General features: G+C 37.9%; 10 protein-coding genes. All 10 read left to right on the forward strand.

Annotation, left to right across the window (positions count from 1 at the left end):
* Nucleotides 1-275: 275 nt before the first annotated feature.
* The 10 genes from BLR30_RS09425 to BLR30_RS09470 all read left to right on the forward strand — a co-directional run bounded on the left by BLR30_RS09425 (nt 276) and on the right by BLR30_RS09470 (nt 12309).
* The gene (locus tag BLR30_RS09425) at nt 276-497 is read left to right on the forward strand and encodes a hypothetical protein (protein WP_089857521.1); all 222 of its coding nucleotides are present in this window, start codon (nt 276-278) and stop codon (nt 495-497) included.
* 61 nt (nt 498-558) lie between these two features.
* Nucleotides 559-1875 (forward strand): ATP-binding protein, encoded by a 1317-nt coding sequence (locus tag BLR30_RS09430; protein ID WP_228400750.1) that lies wholly within the window; start codon nt 559-561, stop codon nt 1873-1875.
* Between the two features lie 393 nt (nt 1876-2268).
* The gene (locus BLR30_RS09435; RefSeq protein WP_089857523.1) at nt 2269-2841 is read left to right on the forward strand and encodes a hypothetical protein; all 573 of its coding nucleotides are present in this window, start codon (nt 2269-2271) and stop codon (nt 2839-2841) included.
* Entirely contained in the window at nt 2838-3278 is a 441-nt protein-coding gene (locus BLR30_RS09440) for a lysozyme (protein WP_089857525.1), read from the forward strand. Before BLR30_RS09435 ends, BLR30_RS09440 begins: the two co-directional genes overlap by 4 nt.
* Before the next feature lie 140 nt (nt 3279-3418).
* Nucleotides 3419-4264: a hypothetical protein gene (locus BLR30_RS09445; protein ID WP_089857527.1), complete on the forward strand. Its 846-nt coding sequence runs from the start codon at nt 3419-3421 to the stop codon at nt 4262-4264.
* Nucleotides 4265-4266: 2 nt separating this feature from the next.
* Nucleotides 4267-5685, forward strand: coding sequence for a hypothetical protein (locus BLR30_RS09450; RefSeq protein WP_089857529.1), 1419 nt, complete (start codon nt 4267-4269; stop codon nt 5683-5685).
* Between the two features lies 1 nt (nt 5686).
* Nucleotides 5687-7909 (forward strand): pyocin knob domain-containing protein, encoded by a 2223-nt coding sequence (locus tag BLR30_RS09455; protein ID WP_089857531.1) that lies wholly within the window; start codon nt 5687-5689, stop codon nt 7907-7909.
* A 399-nt stretch (nt 7910-8308) separates the two neighbouring features.
* A complete protein-coding gene (locus BLR30_RS09460; protein ID WP_089857533.1) occupies nt 8309-8752 on the forward strand; it encodes a sugar dehydrogenase complex small subunit in 444 nt (147 codons plus the stop codon).
* Nucleotides 8749-10812 carry a GMC oxidoreductase gene (locus BLR30_RS09465; RefSeq protein ID WP_089857536.1) on the forward strand — a complete coding sequence of 688 codons (2064 nt, stop codon included), beginning with the start codon at nt 8749-8751 and terminating at the stop codon, nt 10810-10812. The genes BLR30_RS09460 and BLR30_RS09465 overlap by 4 nt, the downstream gene beginning before the upstream one ends.
* 6 nt (nt 10813-10818) lie before the next feature.
* Entirely contained in the window at nt 10819-12309 is a 1491-nt protein-coding gene (locus tag BLR30_RS09470) for a ferritin-like domain-containing protein (protein WP_089857538.1), read from the forward strand.
* The last annotated feature ends 3 nt before the right edge of the window (nt 12310-12312 follow it).

Raw genomic sequence — 12312 nt, forward strand, 5'->3', positions numbered from 1 at the left:
TGCTGCAAAAGCAGAATTCATCATAAAAAAGAAATTTAAACTAAAAACAATAACCAATGAAGACAGAATATTACAGAGATTATTTTTACTCATTTGTGAGCGGCTTTTCGGCTGAGGTTCGCTAAAATGAACCAAAAATAAATTGTAAACATCATAAGATGCATACAAAATATTTTAAAAAGCCGGGTAAGAAACTCTGAAACAGGAAACCTTTTTCTCTTGAAATATTGGAATTTTCTGACGCTTAACGATCAGAATCTCATCCAGGATACAAAATGACAGATCATCAGATCGTTTATTTTCTTTCAGGAGCAGACAACAATTCCGTGAAAACGGAAGATTGTTTCTTTAAAAAAGTAGGAATTCCGGGAAGAGAAAGACTTTCAGAAATGACTGCTGTGGCAGTTCTGGTAAGACTTTCCCATATGAGTTATATATGCTTGATTAATATACGTTTTCAAAAAAATAAAATTAAACAAAACTTTAATTGCTGTTAAAAAAACAACTTTTTGAGAAGCAAGAGATGAATTTTGAATTCAAAAAAAGACTAAGAAACCCATGGAGATAACAAAAATACAAAAATTATTCACCCATTTAGAAAACGTAATTACCTGGCGTATCAACAATTCTGCAGAAGACTTTAATACAGCAGCACCAGAATTTAAAATTAATGACCATGAAGGCTTTCAATTAGGAAACTATATTTCAGGGAAAGAGCTTGCCCATCAGGAAGTTATTATTCTTTTAATGGCTCTGTTACCACGGCTGGATCCTGCATTGCTGAAACGTATTTATTTGGAATTTCCCAACAGCGTGCTGTTCGATTTTTGTTCAGTCAATGATAATGGCAGGCTCTTTTATCCTACGATTCAGACGGTGCAATATATTTTGGGGGGCGAGAGCATTTCAGAAAGATTAAAAGCGCTGGATTATTTCGCTTCAGATGCAGTTTTGGTTAAAGATGAAATTATTGTTTTTTCTGGTTCAGGTCAGGATCATACGTCCATAAACAGCCAGATAAGTATTCATCAGGAAGCATTTAATGCAGCTGTTTTCGGATCAGAATTATTGCCGAAGATGAGCAATGATTTTCCTGCAGAACTGTTGTACACCAGCCGATCCTGGGAAGATCTTATACTTCCTCAGAATACACTGCAGGAGCTGAAAAGCATTGAAGATTGGTATAACAGCAGTCGGACTCTTATGGAAGACTGGGGCATGAAGAAAAAACTTAAACCAGGTTTCAGAGTACTGTTTTATGGAGATCCGGGAACGGGGAAAACCCTTGCGGCCAGTCTTTTGGGAAAATATACAAAACGTCCTGTTTTCAGAGTAGATGTTTCTATGCTGGTTTCAAAATACATCGGCGAAACCGAGAAGCAATTGGCTAAATTATTTGACAAAGCGGAAAATAAAAACTGGATCCTGTTTTTCGATGAGGCCGATGCTATTTTCGGAAAACGTACCAATGTACGGGATGCCCATGATAAATATGCCAATCAGGAGGTTTCTTATCTTCTGCAGCGTATAGAAACATTTTCAGGACTTATTATTCTGGCCTCTAACTTCAAAAATAATATGGATAAAGCCTTTACGAGGCGCTTTCATAGCTGCATAAAATTCAATAATCCCAAGCATGAGGAGCGTCTGCGTATCTGGCAACAGAATTTACCCGAACAACTACACCTTGATGGAATTGATTTGGAACAAATTGCTAAACGATACGAACTTACCGGGTCTAATATTATGAACGTAATCCAAGACGTAAGTTTAAAAACGATAGCACTGAAAGATCCTGATTACAAAGTAAGTCCGGATATGTTGTTAGAAAGCATCAGGAAAGAATATGTAAAAGAGGATAAAATTTTCTCATAGAAAATTACATCATGCAGAGGATTGTCTCATTGCTTTTTTAAGTGCTGTAAGTTATTGAAATGTAACAAATTGTACTTGATTGCCTCTTCGGAGTACTTGATTGTCTCTTCGGAGTGGTTGATTGCTTCTTCTAAACGATTGATTGGCTATTCGGAACAGTTGATTGCTTTATCGAAATGCTTGATCGCCTATTTGAAGTGTGTGAAGCTTTTATCGAAGTGGTTGATGGTCTCAACTGAACACCTGAGTGCTTTATCCAACAGGTTGAAGCCGCTAAAGAAAACATAAATCGGGCTTTTAAACCGAAACAATATTTCAAAGAAACCTTTAGAACATTGGAAAAAATAAAAACTAAGAGTTCTTAATTCATTTTAATCATTAAAAATTAAGCTCATGAAAGCAAAAATTCTGCTGCTGATTATATTCAGTGGCCTTACGTTAGGCTGCTGTAGAAGCAAACAAAAAGTTACGACCGTTTCCAAAGAAAATATACAGGAAACCGAAAAAGTGAAAGTTGATTCCCTGAGCTTACTGCATTCAGAATCTTCAGAGAGCAAATCTGCTGATATTTCAATTAAGGAATATAAAAATGAACTTTCCGGAGATATGTCGATCACAGGAAAATCAGATACATCCAATCCGTTTATTTTCCACAATATTGTCGGAAATGATACCATTCAGAGTATTTCCATTATGGGAAATGCAGAATATTCAATCAGCAATCATTATACAAAAGCATCCAGCAAAAAATCTGAAAATAAAAAAGAAGAATCAACCAATGTTTTTCAGGATATAGCTCAAAATAAAGTTTCAAAAGAAACAGCCAGGGAAAAGAGCTCGGAAGCATATCAGGAAACAAAAAAAATAAAAGTAACCGGATTTCAAATTACAGCCTGGATTTTCATGACCATTCTGGGAATCACTGTAATCCTCATGTTTTTCACCTATAAATACTTTAAAAAATGAAAACATCACAGAAAGGAATACATCTTATTTTATCATTTGAAGGTTTCAGTTCAAAGCCTTATCTGGATTCGGCAGGTATCCCGACCATAGGCTACGGAAATACATACTATCCCGGTGGTAAAAAAGTAACGATGAAAGATCCTGCCATCAGCAGGGAAAGAGGAGCCGAATTGTTTTCCTCAGTTTTACCAACTTATGAGAAAATAGTTAACAGTAAAATGAAGGTAGCGCTTACGCAAAATCAGTTTGATGCCCTTGTATCGCATACATACAATACAGGAGGTTCAGACACTTTGTTTTCTTTAATCAATAAAAAAGCAAATTCAGAAACAATCCGAGACTGGTTTACGTCAAGATATATTACCGCCGGAGGTAAAGTTCTGAATGGCTTGGTGAGACGTCGTAAAGCGGAGGCTGATTTGTTCTTTTCCCAGTAAAATGTTTACCCTTTTCCAATTTATACTTAATAGAAACGAAAAATAAAATTTAATTCAGTGAGAAGATTTTGTAAAACCAATTAAAAATAGAAGCAAATGAAAAATTCAGACAAATAATTTAATCGAAAAAAAGAAATTTTATGATAACACAAGACGAATTCAAACCTGTATCATTAGCAACAATATTTAGCTGGTTTGAAAAGGGTGATATTCCTACAGAATCTCAGTTTCGGCAGACATTTTCTTCATTCCGTCATTTAGATGAAAAAATCGAAATGGGTGATGTGGAAGGTTTAGAGAAAACTTTTACAGATCATCTGGAAGATGAAAACGCACATGATTCGGTGCTGGCAAAGCTTAATGCATCCAACCTTACCGCTGCCCACATAGATCAATGGAAAGAAAAACTGAAAATCAATCTAGCAGCAACAGTAGACAGTGGTGAAGAAACCGGAAACGTTTACACAAAAGAGCAAATCACACAAATCGTGAATATGCTTCAGGCAAAGGATAACGAAATGCTTGAACATATTGAGAAAATTAATGAAATGCTCGCTTCCGATGATGTGAATCTTGATGAACTTCAGGAGATCTTAGATTATATCAAAGAGAACAGGCAACAGATCGATTTGCTTAAAGAGGTTATTGCCAATGGCAGTTCAGATGATAAAATCAGACTTCTGGGAATCTATTCAAAATGGGGTTCTGTTGTATATCAAAACCAGTTTAATGATTTGGCTTATGATAAAATTCAGAATATCGAAGATGCAATCAGCAACGAAAAAACTAAACATGAAGAGAGGGTCAGGGGTGACTCTATCGTAAAACATAATCTTGATACACTAAGTTTTGTAATTGATGCCTACGACACCGTTACAATGTTTACAATACCCCTTAAGGTGAGAAGAGTAGACACAAATACTATTGAAGTGCTATTTGATTCAACACCACCAAATATAATTCAGTTAACAATTAAAAAAATATAGTTATGGACATTAAATACGCTTATTATAGAAGCTCAGTCGGATACAAAATCGAAGGAAAAACAGACAATGAAATTTTAACAGCCGGCGGCGGTACGAGGTCAATCAGTACTTTTTGGCATGATGGAAACTTTGATCCATTAGATTATGTGCCAAAAACACGAACGTTAACAATTAACGGTACATCTTATGATCTGTCGGCAAACCGATCGTTTACAACGCCTGATACGATTACCCGTTTAAAAGGAGGTACATCAGGTTCTTTAGTAGCCGGTGATGTTACCCTTGCAGCAGGTGCTAACATGGCGATCACTCAATCCGGGAATACCATTACATTAGCCTCTACCAATACAACATACAGCGCAGGTAATGGTCTTACCTTGTCGGGAACCACCTTTTCCTTACCGGTTACAACTTCAGGCAGTGGGAATGTAGTTACGGGAATCGTTCAGAATGCCAACGGGATCACAGTGAACCTGGGTTCTATGCCCACTTCATCGGATCTGGCGAATTATATTCCGTTATCGCAAAAAGGAGCTGCGAATGGTGTTGCAGGATTGGATGCATCCGGACTGGTACCTGCATCTCAATTGCCGTCTTACGTGGATGATGTGTTGGAGGGATATTATAAATCTGCCGACGGTAAGTTTTACAAAGAGGCATCATATACCAACGTCATTAATGGAGAGACTGGTAAAATTTATGTATCTCTTGATACCAACAAAACATACCGATGGACGGGAACCACGTTCGTTTATATTACTTCGGGAGCTGTAGACTCAGTTAATGGACAGACTGGAGTTGTGGTTCTTAACAAATCCCATGTTGGTTTAGCGAATGTAGATAATACTGCAGATTCGGCAAAGAGTGTTCTTTCTGCTACCAAATGGACTACAGCAAGAAGTATTACCCTTTCCGGAGTTACGGCAACAGCGCAAACCATTGATGGTTCCGGAAATGTCGCAATTCCAGTTACTGCCGTTCCAGCAACCTTATTAACAGGAACTGCAGCAATCAATACTACCGGATCAGCGGCGAAACTGTCAACTGCAAGAACAATTTCTGCTACAGGTGACGGAACCTGGGCGGTGAGCTTTGACGGTTCGGTAAATGTGGCCTCATCGTTAACATTGGCTGCAACAGGCGTAGCTGCCGGTACTTACGATCAGGTTACCGTTGATGCCAAAGGTAGAGTAGTTGCCGGAAATAATCTTGTAAGGTCTTACACGACTTCAATTTCAGGAACTGCAACAATCGGACACAACTTAGGAACCAGAAACGTAGAGGTTGCGATGTATGATACCGTAACTTTTTACAAAATAGACGGTAGAATAAAATTAACAGATCCAAACAAATTAGATATTGAATTTGATTCTAATTTACCAAACCCGGTATCAGTAACAGTAACCAGCAAAGATTTGTAATATGAGCGATATCAAATATGCACTTTATACCTCCTCAAAAGGCTTTAAAGTCGTAGGAGGTACAGCTGCACAGTTTTTAAAGGGGGATGGTTCGGTAGATACTACTTCTTATATCCCGGCAGGTACGGATATCAATATGGCTGATAAGAATATTAATTTCACTTCAGGAAGTCTATCGAAATTTGAAAATGACAGCCGGGTTTTTAATAAAGTCTTTCAAAAAATTACCTATGCCGCCCAGACTGGTATTTTTAGTATAAAATTTCCGCAAGCAACGGTTTCTGCAACGATGTTTGATGTGACTTTGAAGTTTTACGGATATCAAGATAAGCTTTTAGGAAATCTACGTATTTCGTTTTATAAAATTTCTGGAACAGCAATAAATCCAAATGGAGCAAAAGCTGTTATTGAAATTTCAGACAATTTCCCTACTAATGTTATTAATGTGGGTATAGATGCTAATGGGAAAGTATGTATAAATATTGGTGAACCTACAACTTTTTGGAATACCTATGTTGCCGTAGAAGTTGAAAGGGTTGGAGTTCATTATACAGGAAGAACGGCGGACTGGTCGAAAGGTTGGTCACAGGTGATTGAAACTGATACAACAAACTATCAATCTATTTTAAATATAGTTCCGGATATAGTTGCAACGAGAACCTGGGTCGATCAAAATATTGCAGGTTCGATTCCAAATGCTCCAACGGTACTGGGAGCTACTGATCTTAATACCATATTAGCGCCTGGCTTTTATAGTCAGCTTACCAATTCCGGATCCACTTTAACCAATAACTACCCATCTGATGGGTTATTTGCCGGAAGCTTACGAGTATACAGAACAATTTCTACGGGTATTGTGCAAGAGTACCAGACCAGAACTTCTGGGGGTACTGTAACATTTATAAGAAGCACTGAAAATAGTGGTGCAAGTTGGACTGCATGGAAGAAGGTGTTAACGAGTGTAGATTTTAATCCTTCCAATTACTATACGCAGAACGAAACTTCAAACTTGTTCGTCAGGAAGAGCGGTGCTGAGACGATATCCGATACCAAAACCTTCACCCACAGCCCTGTTATTCCCGATGCAACGCTTGGTACGCATGCCGTAAATAAAAACCAGATTACATTAAGCACGAATCAGGAAAGTGAAGGAGGGCAGCAATTAAAAATAAGCGGAAATAATTCTGTCGATATTACCAATTTTTTTGTGACATCGAGAGACGGAACAAGAAATGCTGATGATATTGCTCCCAATTCGACTTCACGAAGAGCGAGGTTTGATTTTGTAAAATCGAATACGGCAGGATTGGGAGGTTCTGGAAATTATGCAGGAATAATGACTTATTCCCCCTGGGACGGTACGAGTGCCTCTACAGGAGACTCGTCGTATCAGTTAGCATTTGCAAACCAAAGTGGTATTAATGGTTCTGGTATTCCAATGCTGAAAATCAGAAAAGGAATTGATGGAAGCTGGACAACGAAATGGTATAAATTCTGGACAGAAGCAGATTTTAGTTCATCAAATATTCAGCAGTGGAACAATGCGTACCAATACGGATTAAAGCTAAATGAAGAATTTACCACCAACCAAAATACAGGATTAGTAATTGCGGATGCATATTTTGGAGGTGAATCAGGTATTATAGATCATGAGCGTGGAAGATCTTTAGTAACGAAGATAAAGGAGTATTATTTTTACGGCTCCGAGTATGGTAATTTTGATGGTTTGAATTTCAATTCCGAAAATACGCACTTCGGAATGGGAACAGAAGTTAATGACAGTGATAAACTAAATGTAGAAGGATCTGTAAAAGCCAGTAAGAATTTTAAGTCAGAGGGCGAAAAACCGGATACAATATTTATTCCTAATGGCAACCTGGCTTCTTTAAGAGATGAAATCATTAATGATGAATCTGAATACGCCATCAGGTTGAATCCGCATGAATATCTAATGGATTCGTTCAGTTCACTGGAGGTAGACGATAGAAACAGGCTTATTCATGTTATTGGTGAGTATAGTAAAATGGTTGTTAATTTTAGAAGAATCTATCCGAAACAACAGATTGTTGTTTATAATTTTGACAAATCAGGTGCAACTATGGAAGTTAAAATACAAGGTAAAACCGTGTACAACATTGAACCGCGTGGTTTTGTCAGATTTTATGTAACAAATTCTTTAAGAGTAATTGCAGAAAGACAACAACCATGCGATGTGATTTGGTAAAATAACAAATAACCAATTAAAAACTTTTCAGGGCAATTAAAAAAGCCGCAGTCAGAGGACAAAAACCTTCTGATTGTGGCTTTTTTTAATTTACATACCTTATAGTTTGCGTTTTGAGCACGATTTGCACAAGAAATCACCTTTTAAAGAAAAATCAGTAAAAGTACTAATCCCGGATTGATGCGAATAGATTAATTTTGGAATTAAATGATAATGATATTTATCATGTATTATAGAAAACTTAACCAGAAAACGTAATGAAATGATAACATTCCTCAGAAAAAGATCCAGAATCTTATGCTTATGGTAAGCACGGCATCCCGATGAAAATCTTTATGATTTCTTGATGCTCTCTCAGAATAAATATCCAGGTTTTATTTAATCTCAAATTTAAAAAAAATGATTATCAACAAAATCCTCAACGTCGATGATTATTATTACGACGTATTTATGGCGATTTCGGAATCCCTCACAGGATTTTCCGTTAACGAACTCCAATCCACAGGCTTAGCCGAGACTTATTACCAACACATTCTTAATCAGATTGAAATGGCAACCTTCATCGATTTTCTGAATGTTTCTAAAAATGTTCTTGATAATGCGGAGAATAAAGATCAACTGAAAAATGCCATTTCTAGTCAAATTATGGACAACCCTGCAACGCAGCAAATTGCGCAAAGTGTGATTACGCTTTGGTATTTGGGAACCTGGGAAGGCGCTTACGTCAACGACAGATCTTACAAGGAAGGACTCGTGTGGAATGTAATGCATGCGCATCCTCCGGGAGCCAAACAGCCGGGCTTTAAATCTTGGGAAACAAAACCTGTAAACAGCAACTCATGAATCAGAAAGAAAATACACAGCCAAAGAAAGATGTCATCATCGTAGGAACAGGAATTGCCGGATCTTTAATCGCTAAGCTTTTAACAGATCATGTTTTTGATACAGGCACAAAAAAGATGATCCATCGTTCTGAAATAGACGACTCCAAAACATACAGGGAATTATCAATTCTGATGTATGAAGCAGGACTGGAAGCCGGGATAGAACTGGACTCTGCATCATCAATGGTTACTTACAACGATTACATCCGTAAGTTCTACATGGAAGAAGCAAAAGTTCCTAATTCACCTTATCCTGATTTAAAACAGGCGCCTTCTCCAAATGTTTTGGATATAGAACCGATCGTTCAGCCATTTCCGGATAAAAAAGGCTATCTGGTACAATTTGGGCCAATGCCTTTTGCAAGTGATGCAATCCGCGTTGGAGGCGGAACTACGCTTCACTGGCTGGGAACAACACCAAGAATGCTTCCGAACGATTTCAGGTTAAAGGAAAAATACGGAAGAGCAATGAACTGGCCGATTGATTACGATACGCTAAAGCCATATTACGAAATGGCTGAGTTTGAAATCGGTGTTTCAGGAAACGTTGCGGCGCAGGAATACCCTATCAAAGAAAGCATGGAAGAATATTACGGCAAAGATTATGTTTTTCCGATGGAAGAAATTCCGCAGAGTTATATGGATCATCAGATCATTAACGGGCTGTCGGGAACTTCGGTTCAGATCAATTCGGAAGAACTTCCGTTAATGTTCGTTCCATCACCGCAAGGGAGAAATTCTACTCCTAATATTGCTTACGGAACATCAAAATTAATCAAAGCTGAAATTTCAGAATCAGGATATACGTTATCTTTAAATAATATTGAAAGTGAAGAATACAAGGCTTTAGGTGCAGTCTGGAATCCTTATCAGGGAGAACGTTGCGAAGGAAATGCTTCATGCGTTCCGATCTGTCCGGTTCAGGCAAAATACAATGCTTTGAAAACATTGAAGAAAGCTTTATATAAAGTCAATAAACACAAGAATCTTCAGAGAAATCATAATATTCAGGTTCAGTCGCAGAGCGTAGTTTACAAATTAAGTGTAGACGTTGCAGATCAGGAAAAAATCTCTAAAGTTCATATCAGAAGATATATTTCAAAGGAAAAAACAAGTTTTGTTGAAGAAGTTATTGATACTAAAGAATCAATCGTTATTCTGGCTGCCAATGCTTTTGAAAACCCTAAAATCCTTTTAAATTCAAAATATACCGTCGTTGAAAACGGACAAAAGGTTGAAAGAACCGTTGCCAACAGAAGCGATCAGGTGGGAAGAAACCTGATGGATCATATGGTAATGCTTACCTGGGGATTATCTCCTGAGCCTGTTTATCCTTACAGAGGCCCGGGTTCCACAACAAATATTTCGTCTTTTCGTGATGGAAGTTTCAGAAGCGAATTCTCTGCATGGATCTCTCCTCTCGATAACTGGGGTTGGAGCTGGCCGGCTTTTTCTCCCGGATCAGACCTGGCTGAATTTCTGGGGCAGGGGCTTTTCGGAGAAGATCTGAAAGAAGCTTTAACATACAGACTTTCAAGACAGGTTTTGTTCCATTTTGAAATCGAACAGCTTCCGAATCCTAATAACAGAGTCACCATTAATGATCAGTATCTGGATGTGCTTGGGATTCCGCGGCCTGTTATTAATTATGACCTTACAGAGTATGAAATGAAAGCCATGGAACAGGCAAAACAGGCATCAGATCAAATGTTTGAAAGATTAGGCATTCAGGATTTCACAACATACAAGGCAACAGACAACAATACCTTTGTTTACAATGGCGTGAGATATTCTTACAACGGAGCCGGACATATTGTTGGAACCCACAGAATGGGTGATAATCCTGACGATTCTGTAACCAACAGCTATTGCAAAGCATGGGATCATCCGAATTTATATATTGTAGGAGCCGGGAATATGACCACTTTGGGAACTTCAAATCCTACTCTTACTTTATCCGCATTTACCATCCGTTCCGTAGAATCCATTTTGAAAGATCTGGAAACAATTTTAAAATAGAAAAAAATGAGACAAAGACTTATCAATAAAACAGAAAATCAGGAAAACAGCAGTCTTTCAAAAAATGCTTTTGCCAAAAACACCATCGTTGCAGAGGCAATTTCTTTACGGTCGTTGCTACTTGATTCTACTATCAGTAAAGAAAGCTGGATCGAGGGACTGAAATATCACAGCAAAACAGTTACAAACTTATTGTTAAATAATCAGATTGATGAATTTAATCAATATTTACAATCTCAGTTTGGGGGAGAAATCTCTGAAATACCTTCAGGCAAGCTTTCCAGAACAGCTGTTTCCGGAATTAAAAAGGGGCTGACTGAACTCGATTACCGTCCTGTTTTACAGGATCTTTTGCAAACAGCAATTCTAATTGAGCATTCTACCATTCCTCCTTATTTAACCGCTTTATATTCTATTAAAGACGGAACAAATATTTTGGCTTCGCAGATCATCAGAAGTGTTGCTGTAGAAGAAATGCTTCACATGATTATGGTTTGCAACGTGATGAACGCCGTGAGCATTCAGCCTTCGGTAAACCAGCCTGAAAATTATCCTGTTTATCCTACTAAATTACCACTGAATGTCGATTTCTATGTAGGTTTGGAAACATTTTCATCCAACAGTATTGCCACTTTTATCGCTATCGAAAGTCCGAGTAATCCTTTGGTAAAAGCACCAAAATATGATTATAACACAGAAACGAATGCCATACTTTCAAAAGCGGCGGTTCAGGAAAATGAGTTATGGACCTTGGGAAATATGAAGGATTTCATCATGAAAAATGTTCATACCATCGGAGAATATTATGATGTCGTATTTTTTTACATACTTGTTTTTCAGATTATTGCCTATTACAAGGCGAACGGAAAACTGCCGCAAACCTTTGAAGAATTAAATAAAGGCGGAATTTTCACAGGAGATCCTGCCAAACAGATTCGTCCGGAACAATATTACGGAAGTGGAGGTAAATTATATCCGGTAGATGCTCTCGAAGGGGTAATTCTTGTTTTCCAGGAAATTAAAGGACAGGGCGAAGGAGCCGATGATTCTATTTTTGATGTCGATGCTTCGCAATTTGAAGAAGGTGCCGAATTAGCACATTATTTCAGATTTAAGGAAGTTTTCCATGAACATTTCTATTTAGGAGGAGATTATACTCCTTTCACCGACGAAAACGGGATGATGCCTGTGACGACTCCTCCTGTGGGAAAACCGTTACCCGTTGACTGGAACGCAGCTTATCCGATGAAGCCTAATCCTAAAATGGCAGATTATAAGTCGAATCCACAATTATTTGCCCAGGGACAGGCATTTAATGAAACTTACAAAAAATTATTGGATGCCATTCAGGCAGCTGTAGAAGGAAATACTGAAGAATTATCAAAATCCATCATGTATATGTATGCGCTGAAAGAACAGGCAATCGGATTGATGAGCCAGCCATTAGACTCTCAATACAATGCAGGTCCGACTTTTGAATTTCCTGCAGGTTACTAATAA

It is taken from the genome of Chryseobacterium taeanense (assembly GCF_900099685.1).
GTDB lineage: Bacteria > Bacteroidota > Bacteroidia > Flavobacteriales > Weeksellaceae > Chryseobacterium > Chryseobacterium taeanense.

Coding starts and splice junctions, on each gene's coding strand:
- BLR30_RS09425 (WP_089857521.1), top strand. CDS start 276: ATGACAGATCATCAGATCGTTTATTTTCTTTCAGGAGCAGACAACAAT.
- BLR30_RS09430 (WP_228400750.1), top strand. CDS start 559: ATGGAGATAACAAAAATACAAAAATTATTCACCCATTTAGAAAACGTA.
- BLR30_RS09435 (WP_089857523.1), top strand. CDS start 2,269: ATGAAAGCAAAAATTCTGCTGCTGATTATATTCAGTGGCCTTACGTTA.
- BLR30_RS09440 (WP_089857525.1), top strand. CDS start 2,838: ATGAAAACATCACAGAAAGGAATACATCTTATTTTATCATTTGAAGGT.
- BLR30_RS09445 (WP_089857527.1), top strand. CDS start 3,419: ATGATAACACAAGACGAATTCAAACCTGTATCATTAGCAACAATATTT.
- BLR30_RS09450 (WP_089857529.1), top strand. CDS start 4,267: ATGGACATTAAATACGCTTATTATAGAAGCTCAGTCGGATACAAAATC.
- BLR30_RS09455 (WP_089857531.1), top strand. CDS start 5,687: ATGAGCGATATCAAATATGCACTTTATACCTCCTCAAAAGGCTTTAAA.
- BLR30_RS09460 (WP_089857533.1), top strand. CDS start 8,309: ATGATTATCAACAAAATCCTCAACGTCGATGATTATTATTACGACGTA.
- BLR30_RS09465 (WP_089857536.1), top strand. CDS start 8,749: ATGAATCAGAAAGAAAATACACAGCCAAAGAAAGATGTCATCATCGTA.
- BLR30_RS09470 (WP_089857538.1), top strand. CDS start 10,819: ATGAGACAAAGACTTATCAATAAAACAGAAAATCAGGAAAACAGCAGT.